We start from the raw sequence: 19,948 nt of genomic DNA, 5'->3' as shown, positions 1-19,948 counted from the left end.
CATGAACGGACCCACCTTGCACGACACCCCCGCCCCCGCATCCTGGCGCATCGCGCTGCCGCACACCGCCGCGGCCGTGCCGGTGGCCCGCGCCCTGGTCCGCACCGCGATGGCCGAGCTGGAGCACTCGGCCGACAGCGACACGGCGGAGCTGCTCACCGCGGAGCTGGTGGCGAACGCCGTGGAGCACACCGCGGGGGACGGTCCCATAGAGCTGGTCGTGGAACTGATGGCGACCGGCTGCCAGGTCGAGGTGCACGACCCGGACCCGGCGCCGCCGGGCAACCTCACCGTCCCCGGGGCGATCGAGGCGCCCGATCCCTGGCAGGAGCACGGGCGCGGCCTCCTGCTGATCCGCACCCTGAGCTCCTCCTGCGGTCACCGCCCGACCGACTCCGGAAAGGCGGTCTGGTTCAGGCTTCCCGTGATGCCGGCTCAGCGGCGGCCCGCGTAGCCCCCGCCGGACGGGCGAGCAGCGAGCGTCGGCGTCCGTAGAGGACGTACACGAGGACTCCGGCCAGCAGGAACCCGGCGAACTGGATCCAGGTCGTCCAGCCCGTCTCGTACATCAGATACAGACAGAAGCCGACGCCGAGCAGTGGTACGACGGGGTAGAGCGGCACCCGGAACGTACGCGCGAGACCCGGCTCCCTCCTCCGCAGTGCGATCACCGCGACATTGACGGCGGCCATGGTGGCGAGCGTGCCGATGGTCGTCAGGTTGACGACGGCGTCGAGGGAGGCGAAGGCGGCCGGGACCGCGAAGACGAGCGCGACGATCAGGGTTCCCGCGACCGGCGTCGACGTCCTCGGCGAGATCTTCTCGAAGACGCGCGGTACGAGTCCGTCGCGGGACATGGACATGAGGATGCGGGTCTGCCCGTACATCACCGCGAGCACCACCGAGGCGATGGCGACGACCGCGCCGAACGCCACGACCGCGCCGCCTACGGTGGAGCCGGTGACCACGTCGACGACGTACGAGAGCGCGGCGGGCCGGCCGCCGACCGCGTCGCCGCCGACCGCGCCGATCGCCGCGAGGGCGACGGCGCAGTAGAGCAGGGTGACCAGGCCGATGCAGACCAGGATGGCGACCGGGATGTCCCGGCGGGGGTTCTTGGCCTCCTCACCGGCGGTGGTGATCGCGTCGAAGCCGATGTAGGAGAAGAAGGCGGCCGTGGTGCCCGCGCCGATGCCGCCGAGGCCGGCGGGCGAGAACGGGGTGAGGTTGCCGTCCTTGAAGGCGCTGAACCCGATCGCGCAGAAGACGACGAGCACGACGAGTTTGAGAAGGGCCATGGCGGCGGTCGCCCGGGCGCTCTCGCGCACCCCGCGAATCAGGAGCACCGAGGCCAGCCCGATCACGATGACCGCGGGGAGGTTGACGACTCCGCCGTCGGAGGGGCCGGTGGAGAGCGCCGCCGGGAGCTGCGCGCCCGTGAGGCTGTGCAGCAGTTCGTTCACGTACTGGCTCCAGCCGACCGCGACGGCCGACACGGAGACGCCGTACTCCAGGAGCAGGCACCAGCCGACGAGGAAGGCCGTGCCCTCGCCGAGCCCCGCGTAGGCGAAGGAGTACGAGGATCCGGAGACCGGGATCGCGCCGCCGAGCTCGGCGAACGAGAACGCGGTGAAGACGCAGGTGATCGCCGCGAGGATGAACGAGACGACCACGGCGGGTCCGGCCTGCGCCACCGAGTCGGAGAGGCCGACGAAGATCCCCGTGCCGACGATCGCGCCGACGCCGAAGCAGATGAGCTGGAAGAGGCCCATGGTGCGCTTGAGGCCGTGGCCCTCGCGGTCGGCGCCGGATTCGGCGAGGAGGAGCGCGGGGGACTTGATACGGAGAGCACGGGGAGTGCGGGGGCGTCCGGGACCCGGGTCGCGGCGGGGGTATCGGTGGTGGTGCGGGGCGCTGGGGACGCGTGGGGGGATTCGGGCGTGCGGGTGGTGCGTGGAGCGGGCATGCGGGTGGTGCTCATTTCCGGTGGTGCGGGGTGCGACGGTGGGGTGTGTCCCCCCGCTCGGGCGGAGCCGAGGGCCCGGGGGGAGTCGCGTGGCGGCCGCGGAAGGGATGGCTCCGGACCGCCGGTCAGGATATGGCCTGCGGCGACGCCGGTCAGGCCAGGGTCGCGACCAGGATCGCCTTGATGGTGTGCAGCCGGTTCTCCGCCTCGTCGAAGACGACCGAGTGGGGCGACTCGAACACCTCGTCGGTCACTTCGAGCGAGTCGAGACCGTGGGCGGCGTGGATCTCGCGTCCGACCTTGGTGCCGAGGTCGTGGAAGGCCGGCAGACAGTGCAGGAACCTCACGTCCGGGTTGCCGGTGGCGCGCAGCACGTCCATGGTCACGGCGTACGGGAACAGGGCTTCGATGCGCTCGTCCCACACCTCCTTGGGCTCACCCATCGACACCCAGACGTCGGTGGCGACGAAGTCGGCCCCCCGGACGCCCTCGCCCACGTCCTCGGTGAGGGTGACGCGGCCGCCGCTGCTCCCGGCGAGTCCACGGGCGCGCGCGACGATCTCGTCGGCCGGCCAGTAGGCCCGCGGGGCGACGATACGGACGTCCATACCGAGGAGCGCGCCGGTGATCAGGTAGGAGTTGCCCATGTTGAAACGGGCGTCACCGAGATAGGCGAAGGCGATCCCGTCGAGGGGCTTGGCGCAGTGCTCGGTCATCGTGAGCACGTCCGCGAGCATCTGGGTGGGGTGCCAGTCGTCGGTCAGACCGTTGTAGACCGGCACGCCGGCATGCGCCGCCAGCTCCTCGACCGAGGCCTGGCTGTCGCCCCGGTACTCGATCGCGTCGAACATCCGGCCGAGGACGCGCGCGGTGTCCTTCACGGACTCCTTGTGGCCTATCTGCGAGCCGGACGGGTCCAGGTACGTCGTCGAGGCGCCCTGGTCCGCGGCAGCGACCTCGAACGCGCAGCGCGTGCGGGTCGAGCTCTTCTCGAAGATCAGCGCGATGTTCCTGCCGCGCAGGTACGGGGTCTCGGTCCCGGCCTTCTTGGCCGCCTTCAGCTCGGCGGCCAGCTCGATCAGACCGCGGAACTCCTCTCCGGTGAAGTCCAGCTCCTTGAGGAAGTGGCGGCCGGCGAGGGCGGTCGGGACTGTCGCCATGGGGGCGCTCCTGGGGGCTGCGGGACGGAAAGGGTGACGCGGGTGAGGACCTTTGGAATTCTATACGATGTCCAACATTTCTATACGGAGGGTGCGGTCGGCACACCCCCGGCGGCCGTGCCGACGGAGCCGATGGGGAATGCGTCGCGGCGACCGGTACGGCGACCGGTGTGCGCGAGGCCGGCCCTGGTGACCCGGGGGGCTGGCGGGGGCCTGGGGGTGCCGGGTGCGGGAGCGGTACCGGAGCCTATACGGCTGCCCGTTCGACCGGGCAGCTCATGCAACGGGGGCCGCCCCTGCCGCGGCCGAGCTCACTGCCCGGGATCTCTATGACCTCGATGCCCTGCTTGCGCAGATGCGTGTTGGTGGTCACGTTCCGCTCGTAGGCGACCACGACACCCGGCTCGACGGCGAGGACGTTGCACCCGTCGTCCCACTGCTCGCGCTCGGCCGCGTGCACGTCCTGCGTGGCGGTCAGGACACGGATCTCCGTGAGCCCGAGCGCCGCGGCGATCGCGCGGTGCATGTGCTCCGGGGGATGGTCGGTCACCTTCAGATCCTTCTCCCCCGCGCCCGGCTCGATGGTGTACGAGCGCAGCATGCCGAGCCCCGCGTACTGGGTGAAGGTGTCGCCGTCCACCATCGTCATCACGGTGTCGAGATGCATGAAGGCCCGGCGCTTGGGCATGTCGAGCGCCACGATGGTGCGGGCCGAGCCGGCGGCGAACAGCTTGTGCGCGAGCATCTCGACGGCCTGGGGAGTGGTCCGCTCGCTCATGCCGATGAGGACCGCGCCGTTGCCGATGACCAGGACGTCACCGCCCTCGATGGTCGACGGGTAGTCCGCCTGCCCCTCCGACCAGAGGGGGAAGGACTCGTCCCGGAAGAGCGGGTGGTGCCGGTAGATCGCCTCGAAGTGCACGGTCTCTCGCTGCCGGGCCGGCCAGCGCATGGCGTTGATGGAGACCCCGTCGTAGATCCAGGCGGAGGTGTCCCGGGTGAAGAGGTGGTTCGGCAGCGGACCGAGCAGGAAGTCGTCGAGTTCCATGGCGTGGAAGCGCACGGACGTGGGCTCCGGATGAGCGTCCAGGAACTCCCGCTTGGTCATGCCGCCGACGAGCGTGGCGGCCAACTCGTCGGCGGGCAGCGTCTCGAAGGAGGCCCGCAGGTGGTCGGTCGCGAGCGGCCCGTACTCCTTCTCGTCGAAGACCCGGTCCAGGACCAGCGATCTGGCGGCCGGGATCTCCAGCGTCTCGGCGAGCAGATCGCCGAAGAGATGGACGATGACCCCCCGGTCGCGCAGCACGTCCGCGAACCCGTCGTGCTCCGCGCGGGCCCGGCGTACCCACAGCACGTCGTCGAAGAGCAGCGCGTCCTTGTTGCTGGGGGTGAGCCTTTTGAGCTCCAGATCAGGCCTGTGCAGGATGACGCGGCGCAGCCGCCCGGCCTCGGAGTCGACGTGGAATCCCATGCCTCCATCCTGACCATCCGGACGCCCGTTCACCCGCGGATCGGGCCGACCCGGACCACTTGATTTCGTCCCCTTGACGATAACCGGAACACTGATTATCGTCTTACTGACGACAACAAGGAACGAAGGGTCGCCGGGACCGCCCGGTGACAAGGGGGTACCCATGGCCGACATCACCCGGCGTCTCGGCTGGCGCCATCTGCGCGGGGCGCCGACCGCCCACGTCCGCCACCACCGGTCGGGGCAACTCGTGCACGACGGCCCCGGGCTCAGTTTCTGGTACCGCTCCCTGACCGCCGCGCTCTCCGAGGTACCGGTCGACGACCGGGAGTTGGCGATGACCTTCCACGCCCGTACGTCCGACTTCCAGGACGTCGCGGTGCAGGCCACCGTCACCTACCGCATCAGCGATCCGGGGGTCGCGGCAGCGCGCCTGGACTTCTCCATCGACCCCGACACGGGCGCCTGGCGCGGCACTCCCCTCGAACAGCTGGGGACGCTGCTGACCGAGACGGCCCAGCAGCACGCCCTGGACGTCCTCGCCCGTACGCCTCTGGCGGCGGCCCTGGTGGACGGCGTCGCCTCGGTGCGCGAACGGATCGCGGGCGGCCTGGCCGCCGAACCCCGGCTTCCCTCCACGGGGATCGAGGTCGTGGCCGTACGTGTCGTGGCGCTGCGCCCCGAGCCCGAGGTGGAGCGGGCTCTGCGCACCCCCGCCCGCGAGCAGATCCAGCAGGAGGCGGACCGGGCGACGTACGAACGGCGCGCCGTCGCGGTCGAGCGGGAGCGGGCGATCGCCGAGAACGAGCTCGCGAGTCAGATCGAACTCGCGCGGCGCGAGGAGCAGTTGGTCGACCAGCGGGGCACGAACGCACGGCGTGAGGCGGAGGAGCACGCGGCGGCGGACGCGGTGCGGGCCGGGGCGGAGGCCGCACGGACCGTACGTCTGGCGGACGCCGAGGGCACCCGTGTGGTGCGGCTGGCCGAGGCCGAGGCGCAGGCCGCGCGCGAGGTCGGCGAGGCGCGGGCCGTGGCCCAGGCCGCCTGGCTGCGGGTCCACTCGGACGTGGACGTGGCCACGCTGCACGCCCTGACGGGCACGCGGCTCGCCGAGAACCTGCCGCGCATCGACAGCGTCACCGTGTCGCCCGACGTCCTGACCGGTCTGCTCTCGCGGCTCGGCGGGGCCCCGGGAGAGCCGGCGTGAGTCTCGCCCCGCGGGTCGTGCTCGTCCATCGCACCACGGAGTACGAGGAGTTGGTGGCCCGGCACGGGACGCACGGGCAGGCGGCGTTCTTCCTCACCTCCCGCGGCCGGGACATCGAGGAGGTCGCGGAGCGGAGCCGCCGGAACCGGCGGGCGCTGGCCGAGGTCGCGTCGGCGGTGCCGCTGACGTGGCGTCAGGCCAGGGTCGAGCGGGGCGACCTGGACCGGTTCCTGTTCGGGCCCGAGGACGTCGTGGTCGTCGTGGGGCAGGACGGGCTGGTCGCCAATGTCGCCAAGTACCTCTCCGGACAGCCCGTGATCGGGATCGACACCGATCCCGGGCGCAATCCGGGCGTGCTGGTACGGCATCGGCCCCGGGACGCGGGCGCCCTGCTCACGTCGGCGCTCGGGGGCCGGGCCGACGAGCTGACCATGGTCGAGGCGGTCGCGGACGACACGCAGCGGCTGCTGGCGCTCAACGAGATCTATCTGGGAGCCGCGGGCCATCAGACGGCCCGCTATCGGCTGGGGCTCGACGAGTACGGGGGTGCCGTCGAGCCCCAGGCCTCGTCCGGGGTGCTGGTGGGCACCGGGACGGGGGCGAGCGGGTGGCTCCGCTCGGTGTGGCAGGGGCGGGGCGGCGAGTTGCCGCTGCCCCGGCCCACGGACGAACGGCTGATCTGGTTCGTCCGCGAGGCCTGGCCGTCGCCGGTCACGGGTACGTCGCTCGTGGCCGGCGAGCTCGGGGCGTCCGCCCGGTTGTCGCTCACCGTCGAGTCCGATCGGCTGATCGCGTTCGGGGACGGGATGGAGGGGGATGCGGTGGAGTTGGTGTGGGGGCAGACGGTGCGGGTGGGGGTGGCGAGCGTCAGGTTGCGGTTGGTGACCTGACGGATCTCGCCCCCGCCGCCCCTACCCGACCCCGGGGCTCCGCCCCGGACCCCGCCAAAGTGCCGCCGCCCCCTGGACCCCCGCATCGCCCGAAGGGCTCGTCCTCAGACGCCGGAAGGGCTGAAATACCCAGCCCGTCCGGCGTTTGAGGACGAGGCCGTTCAGGCCGGAGCGGGGGTCTGGGGGCCGAGCCCCCCAGTGGAGGATGGGTCGGGTAGGGGCGGCGGGGGCGAGGAGAACGGCTACAGACGTGGGTCCACCGGTTCGGACTCCAGCGCAAGGACGCCGAACACCGCCTCGTGCACCCGCCACAACGGCTCCCCCTCCGCCAGCCGCTCCAACGCCTCGAGCCCCAGCGCGTACTCCCGGATCGCCAACGACCGCTTGTGGTTCAGGAACCGGCCCCGCAGCCGCGCCAGGTTCTCCGGCCGGGTGTACTCCGGTCCGTAGATGATCCGCAGGTACTCCCGCCCCCGGCACTTGATGCCGGGCTGCACCAACCGGCCCCGTGCGTCCCGGACGACCGCCTCCACGGGCTTGACGACCATGCCCTCACCGCCGCGCCCGGTCATCTCCAGCCACCAGTCGACACCGGCCCGCACCGACTCCGCGTCCCCCGTGTCCACGAACAACCGCCGGGTCGTCTGCAGCAGCCCGCTCCCGTCGTGCTCCACGAGCCGGTCGATCAGCGCGAGCTGCTCGTCGTGCGGGAGCGCGGCCAGGCTGCGCCCCTGCACCGCCAGGATCTGGAAGGGCGCGAGCCGCACCCCTTCCAGGCCGTCCGTCGTCCAGCAGTACCGCCGGTAGGCGTCGGTGAACGCCTCCGCGTCGGCGGCCCGTTCCCGCTGCCGGCCCAGCAGTTCCCGCACGTCGACACCCCGCGCCGCCGCCCCTTCGAGCGCGGCCAGCGCCCCCGGGAACACCGCCCCGGACGCGGCGCCGACCGCCGCGTACTGCGTCCGCAGCAGCCCGGACGCCTTGAGCGACCACGGCATCAGCTCGGCGTCGAGCAACAGCCAGTCCGTCCCCAGTTCCTCCCACAGACCCGCGGCTTCCGCGGCGTCCCGAAGCCGGCCGAGGATCTCCTCGGTGACCTCGGCGTCGCTGAGGAAGGGCCTGCCGGTACGGGTGTACAGCGACCCGGTGGGCCCGTCGGCCACCCCGAACCGCTCACGCGCCACCCCGGCGTCCCGGCAGACCAGCGCCACCGCCCGCGAACCCATGTGCTTCTCCTCGCACACGACCCGGGCGACCCCGTCCTCCCGGTACTGGGCGAAGGCCTCCGCCGGGTGCTCCAGATAGCCCTCCATCCGAGAGGTCGCGGTCGGCGCCATCGTCGGCGGGAGGTAGGGCAGCAGCCGCGGGTCGACCGCGAAGCGGCTCATGACCTCCAGGGCCGCCGCCGCGTTCTCCTCGCGCACCGCGACCCGCCCGGCGTACCGGGTCTCGACGGCCCGCCGGCCGTGCACGTCCGCGAGGTCGAGCGGACGCCCCTCGTGGCCGCCGGGTGCCTCGGAGGCCAGCGGCTTGGCGGGCTCGTACCAGACCCGCTCGGCGGGTACGTCGACGAGCTCGCGCTCCGGCCAGCGCAGCGCGGTGAGCTTGCCGCCGAAGACGGCACCGGTGTCGACGCAGAGGGTGTTGTTCAGCCAGGTCGCCTGCGGCACCGGGGTGTGGCCGTAGACGACCGCCGCACGGCCCCGGTAGTCCTCCGCCCACGGGTACCGCACCGGCAGGCCGAACTCGTCCGTCTCCCCGGTCGTGTCGCCGTACAGCGCGTGCGAACGCACCCGGCCGGAGGTGCGGCCGTGGTACCGCTCGGGCAGACCGGCGTGGCAGACGACGAGCCGTCCGCCGTCCAGGACGTAGTGGCTGACCAGACCGTCGACGAACTCCCGTACCTGTGCGCGGAACTCCTCGCTCTCCCCTGCCAACTGCTCGACGGTCTCGGCGAGTCCGTGGGTGTGCTGGACCTTGCGGCCCTTGAGGTGGCGGCCGAGCTTGTTCTCGTGGTTGCCGGGAACGCACAGGGCGTTGCCAGACCCGACCATGGACATCACGCGGCGCAGTACGCCGGGTGTGTCCGGTCCCCGGTCGACGAGGTCGCCGACGAAGACGGCCGTACGGCCCCGCGGGTGCACGCCGTCGACGTAGCCCAGCTTGCCGAGCAGGGTCTCCAGTTCCGAGGCGCAGCCGTGGATGTCGCCCACGATGTCGAAGGGACCGGTCAGGTGGGTCAGGTCGTTGAAGCGCCGCTCGGTGCTGATCCCGGCGCCCTCGATCTCCGCCTCGCCGCGCAGCACGTGCACCTTCCGGAAACCCTCGCGCTCCAGGCTCCGCAGGGAGCGCCGGAGTTCGCGGATGTGCCGCTGGATGACACGGCGCGGCATGTCGGCACGGTCGGTCCGGGACGCGTTGCGCGCGGCGCACACCTCCTCGGGCACGTCGAGGACGATCGCGATGGGCAGTACGTCGTGCTCCCTGGCGATCTCGATCAGCCGGCGGCGGCTCTCCTGCTGGACGTTCGTCGCGTCCACCACCGTGCGCCGGCCCGCCGCGAGCCGCTTGCCCGCGATGTAGTGGAGGACGTCGAAGGCGTCGCCGCTGGCGCTCTGGTCGTTCTCGTCGTCGGCGACGAGACCGCGGCAGAAGTCGCTGGAGACGACCTCGGTCGGCTTGAAGTGCCTGCGGGCGAAAGTCGACTTGCCCGAGCCGGACGCGCCGATCAGGACGACGAGGGAGAGGTCGGTGACGGGCAGGACCCGCCCCTGGGTGGTTACTTCGCTGCTCATGCGGCCTTCTCCTCCTTCGCGTCCGGGGTGGCTGTGTTCAGGGAGAACGTGGCCATCTGGGTCGGCGGCCCGACATTTCTCCTAGGACATACAACCATGACAGAATCAGGGCCATGCAGACGCTCAACATCGCGATCAAGGTGGTCCGTTGTTACTCACTCGATGTGGGCCCAGCGCCGCCGCTTGATGATGTCGTTCACGACCTGAGGGCTCACGCCGTACTCACGAGCGAGAGCGGCCTGACTGCCCCGGACCCCCGCCCGCGCCCGGATGTCACGAACGGCGTCGTCCGTCAGCTTGGCCTTCCCGTGACTCTCCCCCTTGACGTTGCCGACTCGGAGCCTCCCCTTGACGACCTTGTCCCTGGCGTTGTCCAGAGGGGTCCCCAGGAAGAGGTGGTCCGGCCGGACACACAGGGGCGTGTCACACCGGTGGAGGACGTGGAGTCCGTCCGGGATCGGGCCATTGACCATCTCGTAGGAATAGCGGTGAGTCCGGACGCTCTTGGTCCCCTCGGGCGTACGGATGCTGAAGCTCCCGTAGCCGGAGTTGCCGAACTGCCCGCGCGTCCAGAGCCAGCACGTCTCGGTCTTGTTGACCTTCGCCCAGAACGACGCCTCCGGATCGCCAGTGACGTTCTCGCGGATGGGGCGCCACGCCTGCACGTCACCGGTTCGCCTGTAACGACCGTGATGGGCCAAGCAGTAGCCGGTCTCGCGACTGTGGATGGGCCTTCCGCAGCTCCCGACGGAGCATGCCCTCTTCTCCATGACCGTACGGTACCACCTGGAGCAAGCGTATGAAGTCCTCCGCCGCTACGGCCACCAACTCAACGTGGCGGATTGTCCGTTGCTACGTTTATGCACGTATTTCGCAGGACCGCACCGGAGCCCACCTCGGTACCGAGCGGCAGATCGAGGACTGCCATGCTCTCGCCAAGCGGCTGTCCACTCCCGACGTGGTGTACGAAGTCGTCCGAGTCTTCGAGGACAACGACCTGTCGGCATACTCCGGGAAGCCCCGCAAGGACTACCTGGAGATGCTCCAGGGCCTCGGAGATGGCGACGCCACGGTGGTCCTTGCCTGGCATACCGACAGGCTCCACCGCTCCCCCACGGAACTTGAGGCGTACATCGCGCTCTCCGAGAAACGCTCCGTCCTGACCCACACCGTCCAGGCCGGGCTGATCGACCTGTCCACCCCGCACGGCCGTATGACGGCCCGCATCCTTGGCGCCGTCGCCCGCCAGGAGTCCGAACACAAGGGCGCCCGCGTGGCCCGCAAACGCCAGCAGAAGGCGAAGGCGGGCGAATGGGGAGGCGGGATCCGCCCGTTCGGATGGGGCATGCCCACGGGCGAGACGCGCAAGAAGATCGTCAAAGCTACGGGCGAGGAGATCGAGGTCCCGGTCCTGGACATGGACAAGGCCGTGCCCAAGGAAGCCGCCGCGATCAAGTACGGCACCGATCTGCTCCTGTCGGGCGGCTCGATCCAGGGCTTCTCCCGCTGGCTGCGGGACGAGGGCATTCTCTCGACCCAGGGCAACGCGATCCGGCCGACGGACACCCGCCTTCTGCTGCTCCGGCCGAGGAACGCGGGCATCGCCATCTACCAGGGCCAGGAGATCGGGCGGGGCTCCTGGGAGCCCATCGTCACCGAAGCCGAGTTCCGGGGCGTGGTGGCTGTGCTGAAGAACCCGGCCCGCACCTCTGCTCGTGGATCCAAGCCGAAGTGGCTGGGCTCCCTGATCTACAGGTGTGGCCAGCCTGGGTGCACGGAGCGGACAAAGTGTGGCCGGGGAGGAAGCACTTCGCAGCCGGGCTACCGATGCATCACAGGCCACGGCGGCGCGCGTCAGGCGGAGAGGGTGGACCGTTACATCAGCGACCTGATCGTGAAGCGGCTCTCCCGGCCTGACGCCGTCGATCTGCTGGAGCCGGGCCCGGACGACGTGGACGTCGCCGGGCTCCAGTTGCAAAGCGATCAGACCCGTCAGCGGCTGGTCGACCTTGCGGCCCTCTTCGGCTCGGGTCACATCGACATGGCCCAGTTCGCTCAGGGCTCGGACACCGCCAGAGCGCAGCTCGCCGTGATCACCAAGAGCCTGGAGCGTGCAGGCAAGCGGGACCCTCTGGTCAGTCTGGTGGGCGCTCCGGACGTTGGTAAGGCGTGGAAGGCGCTGGAGCTGGACAGGCGCCGCTCGGTACTCAAGTCCCTGATGGACGTCACGATCCTGCCCTTGGGCGGTGGGAGGCGATCCGATGAGGACTTCTTCAGATCGATCCACATCGTCTGGAAGCGGTGAGCAGGCAGCCCCGTCCACGCCACAGCCCGGGCGCATGCCCGATGGCGGGTACTTCGACTATGACGCGGTGGAAATCGTGTGGATGCGGGTCCCGACCGTATGAGGTCCGACCCTGTCAGGCGGACTTCTCTTCGGAGTCCGGAACGATCCTGAGTCGATTCCTGGGGTTGGACAGGTAGGCCATCATTTCCGGCGACTTGCTGACGCCGTCGATGAATCCAGCCATTCGCTCTTGCGCGATTCGCTCTTCGCGGAGATCTTCTAGTGCGGCCTTCTCTGCCGCGAAGTCCGCCCTCAAGTCTGCGATATGTAGTTCGAGTTCCGTCTGGCGAGCGGCCAGGTAGTCCGCGCGGGCCCTCTTCACCGCATAGACCCAAAGGTCGCCTTGTAGCATTTTGTAGTAGCGCTCCGCTGAGACCACGTACTTACCGAGGCCCCCCCCTACCGTGAACAGTGAGGCGGTGGCCGCAATGAGGGACCAGAAAATCAAGCCGCCGAGACCGACCCCGTCGGTGAATGCCAAGACGGTCCCGGCCACCATCCCCAAGACGATGCCGCTGCCCATGCATCTCAATGCGATGGTCGAGATGTCGTAGGGCAAATGCGTGACGTCACGGCCAGTCCTCGGCAGAATTCCCCAGTGAGTTGTGCCGCGGTGACGTCCTGTACTCACGCTACTTCCCCCTCGCTCGAACGCCCGCCTGACGAAATATTCTGATCCGTCAGTAGAGCGCGAACCATTGTTTCGAAAAGCTCGATCTTGGCGGGATCCCTAATCCCCAGATCTGCCGCGGCTTCGCGGGGAGAGAGGCTTCTCGCGGGCTGTTGTGCCGATAGGACATCCCGGGAGACGAGCCCTGAGAGAACCAGAAGTTCCGGTAGTGCGACCCGTAGCGCTCGGGCGAGCGGCTCCAGATACGCCGGATCCGGCATGGTCTTCCCTGCCAGCACGCGGCCGACAGACGACGGAGACATGCCGGTGTCGCGGGAGAGCGCAGTCTTGCCGCCCCCGCGGGGCGAGTCGATGTCATAGCCGGCCCGGCGGGCGGCGTCGCGAACGAAGTCAGCAAAGCGCTCCGTCCGTAGTACGTCTTGGTCAGCCATGCCTTACATGCTAGCGCGCAAGTAAGTCAGCGCCTACCCCGCCAGCAAGAGCATCATTGCTGCCTCGCCAGACAGATACTTGCAGCTGAGGCAGTAGGGGCGTAAGTTTCCTGCACCGGCAGGTAGTACCTGTCGAGCAAGGAGATAGTCATGGCGAACTACCGGCTCCGGAGCGGTCTGCTCTTGGAGACCGCGTCGGCGCAAGGCGATCGGAGCTGCTACGCCATCGCGAAGCGCACGGGCATTTCCGAGTCCACGCTGTCCCGGCTGCGCAGGGGCGTAGCGAAACCGGCGTCTGAGACTCTGCTCGTCCTGTCGCAGGCCTACGGCCTGAGCATCGACGACCTCATCGAACACAGCGCGGCGGTTGGCCCCGAGGTCCAGTCGGGGTCAGCCGCCGGGAACGACGAAGCGACCCGGGGTCCAGCCGGGTCGCCTCAGTCGAGCAAGTCCGCACCTACCCACAAGTAAGAAGCGAGACGCTCATGAGCACAACCGTACAGCCCACCCCGCCCCACGCATCGGCGGCCAAGCAGTCCCCCTCCGACGAGATGACGGACCGCATCCTCACCGCGAGCCGCGCCAAGACTCTCCACGCCATCCCCGACGCCGTGCGGAAGGCCGCTGCGGAGACCGGGTTCTGCACACCGGAGCAGGCCGACCAGATCGCCGCCACCATGGTGGCCAAACTCAGCCAGCCCGCGAAGCCGGCACTGACGCCCGATGTCGAACGCGCGCTCGCGCAGATCGAGATCGACAAGCAGACCGCCAAGGATGCGGGCCTCTGGGACGAGAACTACGAGCGTGTCCTCAACACTCTCGGCGACATGTTCCGCGAGGCCAACGACGTCGACTCCGTCCTCGAAGTCTGCATCGGCGCGATGGTCACCGCCATCGCACAGGACCACGGCATGCGAGTGGTGAGAGCGAACGAGAGCGCTGACGACCAGCTGCACGGGCAGATCACCGTCTGGCCCAGGCTGGTCGTCCTCCCGCACGCCATCACCGCGCTGGACGCGCTCGACCAGCTGCGCGGCGCCCTCGACGAGAAGGCGGGCGAGTGACCGCCCCGGCCAAGACCGCGGCGGCCGGAGACACCTCCGGCCGCCCGGCCCGGCCCGTCCGGTTCGAGGACCCCGAACGGAACGCCGCGTACTGGGCGCGCATCGACCGCATCGTCGACGCCGCGCCGCCGCTCACCGACACCCAGCGCGCGATCATCCGCGCCGCGTTCCACCAGCCCTCGGTACGGGAGGCATCGTGAACGACTTCAACCAGATCGTCTCCGGTATGGCCGGCAACACCGACCTCTACGCGGCCGTGCAGGAAGCACGGGCCAAGCTGCACCGCGAGCACCCGCACGGAGTCGACGTAGCCAAGATCGGCTATGAGGCGTGGCGGCAGCTCACCCCGGTCCAGCAAGCGCAGTCGCTCGACGGATTGTTCGTCGCGTACATCGTCCGCCTCCACGACGAGGAGCGCGCCGCCAGGCTCGACGCTGCCGCGGCCGAGGTGAAGACGTACCTCGAAGGCGACGACGAGCACCTCCTCCACGACGCGCTCAGCGGCATCCGGCGCCCCATCGACGAGGAAGCGGAGATCAACGTCTACGCATCCGCCCTGTCCAACGTCCTCGACGAACTCGACCTGCTCCGCCACAGGCTGGCGATGCGCAACACGACGGAGGACGGCAAGTGACCGAGCAGCGTCCCGGCGGGTGGCCGGTGGACGAACCCGTCGACCTGGTCCCGGACGACCTTTACCTGCAGCGGGCCGCCGAGCACGGACGCCACGAGATCGTCCTCGGCTCCATCCGCGCCCACCTCGAAGAGCAGCCGACCCCGGTCACGGTGCTCACCGCCGTCCGCAGGTGGATCAACGACGTCATCGCAGTGGGCGACGAGGTCGCCAAGGCCAAGCGGCGGAACACCAGCTGACTCAGGGAAGCGCCGCGCCCCGGGCCATCCCCCAGGCCCGGGGCCGCTTGCGCACTCACGAACACCACTGGCCCCGCTCGTAGAAGAGAGCACGTTCGTGAACAGCACCACCAGCGTCCTCCCGATCTTCGGGGAGGACACCGAGCACGACGAGACGGAGATCCAGCCCGCCTCGCCTGCTCTCGGCATGGCCGCCGCCGCGGCCCGCCTCGTCGCATACCGCGACACCCAGTTCGAGGACGGCCAGCAGCGCGCGCTGCTCGTCGTCGACTGCCCGTTCTGCGACAGCCAGCACGTCCACTCCGCCGGCCCCGCCGCCGCACCGCGCGTCTGCCCCCGCCGCTCGCGGTGCATCGGCCGCCCGACCGGCACGTACTACTTCCCGGAGGTGACCGCGTGACCGACGGGATCGCCTACAACAAGCTCGCCGACCGCGTCCGCGACCTTGGCCTGCAACACCGCTACAGCGGCGGCGCCCTCCGCGTCCAAGGCGTCTGCCACGACGGAGACTCACCAGACACCGTTGCCGTTCGACGCGGCAACAACGGCGGCGTCGTCATCCACTGCCATAAGTGCGACGGCAACGCCGACTTCCTCACGGCGATCGGATGGACCGAGGCAGACCTCTTCGACGAGCCGCTGGACCGATCCCGCGACCGGCCCGCCGATGACACGTGGATCCCCTGCCAAGACCGTGGCCACAAGCGCGTTGCGCAGTACGTCTACCGCAACGAGAACAAGGCCGTGGTCCACGGCGTGACCCGCTGCGACCACAAGTGCTTCGCACAGTGGAGGCCGGACGACACCACCCGCTCTGGGCGCCGCTGGTCCCTCAACGACAAGGAGGGCAACCGGCTCGTCCCGCTCATCCCGTACCGCCTGCCCGAGCTGCTGGTCGCGAAGGAAGCAGACCGTGTGATCTGGATCGCCGAGGGAGAGAAGGACGTCCAGGCGCTCGTCGACCACGGACTTGCTGCCACCTGCAACGCAGCCGGGGCCGGGAAGTGGACGGCCGACCACGCCGCGTACCTCGAAGGCGCGGACGTCACTATCGTCGCTGACCGGGACGAGCAGGGCGAGAAGCACGCGCGCGCCGTCGTCGAGACACTCCGGGGCGTGGCCAGCACGATCTACGTGGTGCAGGCCGCGACCGGTAAGGACGCCGCCGACCACTTTGCAGCCGGGCACAAGGACTCCGAGTTCGTGCAGGTCTGGGCGCCGGTCCCGCACCCCGGAGACCCGGCGGTGGGGGCGTGAGCGACGAGCCGCTGTGGCTTCCCCGCACGTCATCGAAGGGTCAGGGCGTCGGGCTGATCCTGCCCGACGGCTACCAGCCGGACGAGCGGAGTGGGGAGGCCGCGCAGGGCGGTCGCAGATCTTGGCGTGGGCAAGACTTGACCACCTTCGTGGACGGCTCCCACAAGCCCGCGACGCCCACCGTAGGGGCGCGCGCCGACGGCGTGGGTGTGCTCTACCCAGGGCGCATGAGCACCGTCGCCGCGGAATCCGAGGCGGGCAAGACCTGGTTCGCGATGATCCTCGCCATCCAGGAGTTGAACCGTGGCAACCACGTTCTCTTCCTCGACTTCGAGGACGAGGCCGCTGGCGTCGTCGGCCGGCTCCTGGCGATGGGCGCGGACGCCGACGCCTTGCTGGAGCGCTTCCACTACGTCCGCCCCGAAGAGCCGCTCGGCCTCGCGGACATGGTCGACCTCGCCGAGATCCTGGCCCTGGGGCCCTCGCTGGCCGTGGTCGATGGCGTCACCGAGGGAATGTCGCTGCATGGGCTCAACATCAACGACAACAAGGATGTCGCGGTCTTCGGCCGGAAGGTGCTGCGCCCCCTCCAGGACGCGGGCCCGGCGGTCGTGACCCTCGACCACGTCGTGAAGTCGACCGACAACCGGGGCCGGTACGCGATCGGCGGCGTCCATAAGCTCAACGGCCTCAACGGCGTGATGTACCTGATGGAGAACGTCCAGCCGTTCGGCATCGGGGTGAAGGGTCGGTCCCGGATCAGGATCGCGAAGGATCGGCCGGGCCAGCTCCGAAAGGAGGCGCTGCCGCACGAGTCCGGGCTGTTCTGGTTCGCCGACCTGGTCGTCGACGCCACGGGGCCGGGGCCCGTCGAGGCGGTGCTGTACCCGCCGATCGAGCGGCAGGCGGAAGAGGAGGCGAAGGCCGAGCAGGAGGCGGACGCCAAGCAGGAGGCGGAGACCGAGGCTCGGAAGGCGAAGGTCCTCATCACCCTCAAGCAGGCGTCGGAGCCGCTGAGCGGTCGCACGATCGGCGATCTGGTGCCTGGCAGGGCGTCCGTGACCAGGCGGGCCCTGGCGCGTCTCGTGCAGGCGGGCGAGGTCGCGAGCGTGCCGGGGCCGAAGGGTGCCGTACTACACGTCCTGGCCGAGGCGAGGGGGGCCGAGCAGTGAAGGTTCGTGTGCGTCCCAGTGCGTCCCGTGACGGGGCATCAGCTTTTCGGAGGCTCGCATTTCCGCAGGTCAGAGGCACCGTAAGCGCGTCCCGATCTTGGAACAAGATGCATGGTGAATCTGATGGTCCATCACGGGACGCGCTCTCTGCATCCCTGACCTGCAGGAACACCACAAAGCGACTAGTGCGTCCCAGCGCGTCCCAGTGAGTCCCGGACGCACTTGTGTGTGTGCGTCCCACACCCCTTTAGGGGGGTGGGACGAACCCACGCCAACGATCTCGCCGGCGAAGAAAGGAATCTCATGCCCCACCAACCCGGCACCTGCTTCTGCGGAGACTGCATGACGTGCGCTCGGCTCAACGCACCGACCCTGTACGGCTTCCTTGGGAAGAGACCTGGCGAGCCTGCCGCCTTCGCGCAGGTCTTCGCCTGGTGCCCCTGGTGTGCCGGCTGGCACCGTCACGGAGACGCCACGAACAAGCCCGGCGATGTGCTCCACCGCTATCCGCACTGCATTTGCCGGGGCCCGTGGGAAGCCACCGGATATTTGATCGCCGTGACCAACCTGCCGCTCGCCAAGGTGTGGGGCCGGATGCGTAGGGCTTCAGATGCGCAGCGGCAGGCGATCGGCGACGGACGCGTCACCTCCGCCATCGAACGTCTTCGGCGCCAACCGCTGCCCATGCTCCTGCCCGAGCATCACGGCGGACGCACCATCTGACCCGCATACCGCCGGCCACCGAACGGCGCGGCCGGGCCAAACCGAAGGGGATCAAATGTCCAGCGATCACGAAGCGATCGAAGCCCACGAGAACGGGACCCGGTACGGGGGCAAGGTGCTCTCCTTGATCCCCGCGCCTGACGGATGGTCTGTCGGAACCCAGGTTGAGCGGATCAACCGCAAGACCAACGAGATCGAGCGCGACGAAGCCAAGGTCTTCCCGCTGATTGCGTGGGCGCTGATCGACGCTATGTTCCACGGCGGCGACAAAAAGGTCCAGGTGGAGCCCATGTTCCTCACGCGCGCCGGGGCCACGCACGCCAACGAGTTCCGTTGGCAGAACGACGCGGGCGGCCTCGATGGCGACTGGAGGACCGGGGTGTCCGTCGATGTGATCCCTGCGCCCCACGTACTGGCCATCCCGCCCACCTACGGCGAGCCCGTGGCGACCAGCAAAACCGAAGACCACACCGGTCACAGGCACGAGTCCGGCATCTGACCTATGCGGCAAGGGCCGCCCCGCGGGAACCGGGACGGCCTCCCACCCAGCATCCCAAGTGTTCCAAATGGAACACCTCGCCCCCGAAGGAGCCTTCCATGGCCACCACCCCCAACGCCCTGTTCATGGACACCGGCGGCTACACGACCCGCATCACCCTCCCCGAGGACCCCGCCCAGCGGGCCGTCGTCATCCGCGCCGTCACCAACAGCAGCAGCCTCGAAGCCGTCGACCTCACCGACGAGTGGGCGCTGTGGCTGGACGAGACCGGCGGCATGCTCGGCTCCTACCGGCGCCCCGTCAACAACGCCGCGACCCGGCTTGCCACTCACCTCGGGCTGGCCGGGAAGATCCGCGGCCCGGTCGTCATCACCGGAACGTCGCCCCTGGGGACGATCTTCCTCACCGAGCAGGGCCTGGAAGACATCGAGGCCGTCCTTGGCGAGCACGTCGGCGGCGGTTGGGCGGCCCCGTAGTCCGTGCGCAACCGGCCGGCCCTGCGGGAGACGGGGCCGGCCACCCCCAGCAGACCACGAAGGAGCCCGGGATGGAGACCCCCAGTACGACGAGAGCCCCCCGCGCCAGCGTGCCGGACGGGGGGCTCACAGCGTCGCAGCCAGCAGACGCTTGCAATGTCCACACCAGCGTAGCCGCAGCCCCCGACAACCGGTGCGAGGTGTGCGGAGAAGAGACTGGCGGCCGGATGCTGTGCGAACGGCACACCGCCAGGCTGGCGAAGTCCCTGACGGCGCTGCCCGATCTATACACGGAACTCGGCGTGCACCTGGTGCCGCGCCGCACCGGCCCCGTCGAGGTGGTCACAACGTCCGGCGCCGGGCCCCGCTCACCACTGAACGAAGACGTGTTCGACCTGGTGGACGGCGGTCACATGGTGGCCGTGGTCGAGGGCTGGCGGGTGGACGTGCAGCGGGTGCGCTGGCCGCAGCACACGCCGCCGCCCCGGTCTGGGCTGGCTGCGGACTGCCGGTGGCTGGGCATGGAGCTGGAGTGGATCGTGGTGCACTATCCCGCGGCCGGGGATCTGGCGCGGGAGGTGTGGGCGCTGGAGAGCGCGGCCCTGTCGATCGTCGGGGCTCCGCTGCCGCGGCCGCTGCGGGTCGGTCTGTGTGTCGCGGTGACGGACGACACCGGCACGGTGTGCGGCGCCCCAATCAACCGGCTCCCCGGGCAGGGCCGGGTGGTCTGCCGCTGGTGTTCGGCGACCTACGCCACCGAGCAGGACTGGCTCCTCATGAAGCATTACCAGCCGAAGGAATCTGCATGACCACCTTGACTGGAACCCCGGGGTTCCATAAAGTAGTGGCTGTGCCAACATCCCATTGGCGCGCACGCGTTGATGCCGCTGACCAGCGGCGGAGCGAGCTGCAAGCCGAGCTATCCGAAGTAGCCAGACAGCGGGCCGCAGCGCTCGAAGACGGCGCCGAGGAACTCGGTAGCAAATCAG

23 protein-coding genes are annotated in these 19,948 nt (G+C 69.6%); 16 read left to right on the top strand and 7 right to left on the bottom strand.

All coding sequences use genetic code 11. The features are described from left to right. Position 1: 1 nt before the first annotated feature. Entirely contained in the window at positions 2 to 454 is a 453-nt protein-coding gene (locus OHB41_RS34230) for an ATP-binding protein (protein WP_266702402.1), read from the top strand. On the opposite strand, the gene OHB41_RS34225 is transcribed toward OHB41_RS34230, so the two are convergent. From OHB41_RS34225 to OHB41_RS34215, 3 genes are all read right to left on the bottom strand, one after another. Continuing rightward, positions 414 to 1,772: an amino acid permease gene (locus OHB41_RS34225; RefSeq protein ID WP_266702400.1), complete on the bottom strand. Its 1,359-nt coding sequence runs from the start codon at positions 1,770 to 1,772 to the stop codon at positions 414 to 416. The two genes, OHB41_RS34230 and OHB41_RS34225, sit on opposite strands and share 41 nt — an antisense overlap. A 346-nt stretch (positions 1,773 to 2,118) precedes the next feature. Continuing rightward, positions 2,119 to 3,126 carry an ornithine carbamoyltransferase gene (argF, locus tag OHB41_RS34220; RefSeq protein ID WP_266702398.1) on the bottom strand — a complete coding sequence of 336 codons (1,008 nt, stop codon included), beginning with the start codon at positions 3,124 to 3,126 and terminating at the stop codon, positions 2,119 to 2,121. A gap of 247 nt (positions 3,127 to 3,373) precedes the next feature. Beyond that, positions 3,374 to 4,597 carry an arginine deiminase gene (locus tag OHB41_RS34215; protein ID WP_266702396.1) on the bottom strand — a complete coding sequence of 408 codons (1,224 nt, stop codon included), beginning with the start codon at positions 4,595 to 4,597 and terminating at the stop codon, positions 3,374 to 3,376. A 163-nt stretch (positions 4,598 to 4,760) separates the two neighbouring features. Between OHB41_RS34215 and OHB41_RS34210 the strand changes: the two genes are divergently transcribed. Next, the gene (locus OHB41_RS34210; RefSeq protein WP_266702394.1) at positions 4,761 to 5,804 is read left to right on the top strand and encodes an SPFH domain-containing protein; all 1,044 of its coding nucleotides are present in this window, start codon (positions 4,761 to 4,763) and stop codon (positions 5,802 to 5,804) included. Further along, positions 5,801 to 6,694 (top strand): ferredoxin reductase domain-containing protein, encoded by an 894-nt coding sequence (locus OHB41_RS34205; RefSeq protein WP_266702392.1) that lies wholly within the window; start codon positions 5,801 to 5,803, stop codon positions 6,692 to 6,694. The genes OHB41_RS34210 and OHB41_RS34205 overlap by 4 nt, the downstream gene beginning before the upstream one ends. A 242-nt stretch (positions 6,695 to 6,936) precedes the next feature. Here the strand turns inward: OHB41_RS34205 and OHB41_RS34200 are convergent, their stop codons facing one another. Together OHB41_RS34200 and OHB41_RS34195 are read right to left on the bottom strand one after the other, a co-directional pair. Next, entirely contained in the window at positions 6,937 to 9,486 is a 2,550-nt protein-coding gene (locus OHB41_RS34200) for a polynucleotide kinase-phosphatase (protein ID WP_266702390.1), read from the bottom strand. A 155-nt stretch (positions 9,487 to 9,641) separates the two neighbouring features. After that, positions 9,642 to 10,151 carry an HNH endonuclease gene (locus OHB41_RS34195; RefSeq protein ID WP_266702388.1) on the bottom strand — a complete coding sequence of 170 codons (510 nt, stop codon included), beginning with the start codon at positions 10,149 to 10,151 and terminating at the stop codon, positions 9,642 to 9,644. Positions 10,152 to 10,285: 134 nt separating this feature from the next. Between OHB41_RS34195 and OHB41_RS34190 the strand changes: the two genes are divergently transcribed. Continuing rightward, the gene (locus OHB41_RS34190) at positions 10,286 to 11,791 is read left to right on the top strand and encodes a recombinase family protein (RefSeq protein ID WP_266702386.1); all 1,506 of its coding nucleotides are present in this window, start codon (positions 10,286 to 10,288) and stop codon (positions 11,789 to 11,791) included. Between the two features lie 115 nt (positions 11,792 to 11,906). Here the strand turns inward: OHB41_RS34190 and OHB41_RS34185 are convergent, their stop codons facing one another. Continuing rightward, complete coding sequence (locus OHB41_RS34185; protein ID WP_266702384.1) at positions 11,907 to 12,392, bottom strand: hypothetical protein; 486 nt, start codon at positions 12,390 to 12,392, stop codon at positions 11,907 to 11,909. A gap of 68 nt (positions 12,393 to 12,460) precedes the next feature. After that, complete coding sequence (locus OHB41_RS34180; RefSeq protein WP_266702382.1) at positions 12,461 to 12,895, bottom strand: helix-turn-helix domain-containing protein; 435 nt, start codon at positions 12,893 to 12,895, stop codon at positions 12,461 to 12,463. A gap of 150 nt (positions 12,896 to 13,045) precedes the next feature. On the opposite strand from OHB41_RS34180, the gene OHB41_RS34175 reads away from it, so the two are divergent. The 12 genes from OHB41_RS34175 to OHB41_RS34120 all read left to right on the top strand — a co-directional run bounded on the left by OHB41_RS34175 (position 13,046) and on the right by OHB41_RS34120 (position 19,768). After that, positions 13,046 to 13,366, top strand: a complete 321-nt coding sequence (locus tag OHB41_RS34175) for a helix-turn-helix domain-containing protein (RefSeq protein WP_266702380.1) — start codon at positions 13,046 to 13,048, stop codon at positions 13,364 to 13,366. Positions 13,367 to 13,380: 14 nt separating this feature from the next. Next, a complete protein-coding gene (locus OHB41_RS34170; protein ID WP_266702378.1) occupies positions 13,381 to 13,959 on the top strand; it encodes a hypothetical protein in 579 nt (192 codons plus the stop codon). Then, positions 13,956 to 14,159 carry a hypothetical protein gene (locus tag OHB41_RS34165; protein ID WP_266702376.1) on the top strand — a complete coding sequence of 68 codons (204 nt, stop codon included), beginning with the start codon at positions 13,956 to 13,958 and terminating at the stop codon, positions 14,157 to 14,159. The genes OHB41_RS34170 and OHB41_RS34165 overlap by 4 nt, the downstream gene beginning before the upstream one ends. Beyond that, positions 14,156 to 14,593, top strand: a complete 438-nt coding sequence (locus OHB41_RS34160) for a hypothetical protein (protein WP_266702374.1) — start codon at positions 14,156 to 14,158, stop codon at positions 14,591 to 14,593. The genes OHB41_RS34165 and OHB41_RS34160 overlap by 4 nt, the downstream gene beginning before the upstream one ends. After that, the gene (locus OHB41_RS34155; RefSeq protein WP_266702372.1) at positions 14,590 to 14,832 is read left to right on the top strand and encodes a hypothetical protein; all 243 of its coding nucleotides are present in this window, start codon (positions 14,590 to 14,592) and stop codon (positions 14,830 to 14,832) included. The genes OHB41_RS34160 and OHB41_RS34155 overlap by 4 nt, the downstream gene beginning before the upstream one ends. Positions 14,833 to 14,929: 97 nt before the next feature. Then, a complete protein-coding gene (locus tag OHB41_RS34150; RefSeq protein WP_266702370.1) occupies positions 14,930 to 15,232 on the top strand; it encodes a hypothetical protein in 303 nt (100 codons plus the stop codon). After that, a complete protein-coding gene (locus OHB41_RS34145; protein WP_266702368.1) occupies positions 15,229 to 16,089 on the top strand; it encodes a toprim domain-containing protein in 861 nt (286 codons plus the stop codon). The genes OHB41_RS34150 and OHB41_RS34145 overlap by 4 nt, the downstream gene beginning before the upstream one ends. Beyond that, positions 16,086 to 17,261 (top strand): AAA family ATPase, encoded by a 1,176-nt coding sequence (locus tag OHB41_RS34140; RefSeq protein WP_266702366.1) that lies wholly within the window; start codon positions 16,086 to 16,088, stop codon positions 17,259 to 17,261. Before OHB41_RS34145 ends, OHB41_RS34140 begins: the two co-directional genes overlap by 4 nt. A gap of 303 nt (positions 17,262 to 17,564) precedes the next feature. Further along, entirely contained in the window at positions 17,565 to 17,984 is a 420-nt protein-coding gene (locus tag OHB41_RS34135) for a hypothetical protein (protein WP_266702364.1), read from the top strand. A gap of 55 nt (positions 17,985 to 18,039) precedes the next feature. Then, positions 18,040 to 18,483, top strand: a complete 444-nt coding sequence (locus OHB41_RS34130) for a hypothetical protein (protein ID WP_266702362.1) — start codon at positions 18,040 to 18,042, stop codon at positions 18,481 to 18,483. 98 nt (positions 18,484 to 18,581) lie between these two features. Continuing rightward, positions 18,582 to 18,959 (top strand): hypothetical protein, encoded by a 378-nt coding sequence (locus OHB41_RS34125; protein WP_266702360.1) that lies wholly within the window; start codon positions 18,582 to 18,584, stop codon positions 18,957 to 18,959. A gap of 227 nt (positions 18,960 to 19,186) precedes the next feature. Continuing rightward, the gene (locus OHB41_RS34120; protein WP_266702358.1) at positions 19,187 to 19,768 is read left to right on the top strand and encodes a hypothetical protein; all 582 of its coding nucleotides are present in this window, start codon (positions 19,187 to 19,189) and stop codon (positions 19,766 to 19,768) included. Positions 19,769 to 19,948 lie beyond the last annotated feature (180 nt).

It is taken from the genome of Streptomyces sp. NBC_01571, assembly GCF_026339875.1.
Classification (GTDB): Bacteria; Actinomycetota; Actinomycetes; order Streptomycetales; family Streptomycetaceae; genus Streptomyces.
Note: the sequence above shows the minus strand (reverse complement) of the source record. Positions and strands in the feature narration are given on the sequence as shown.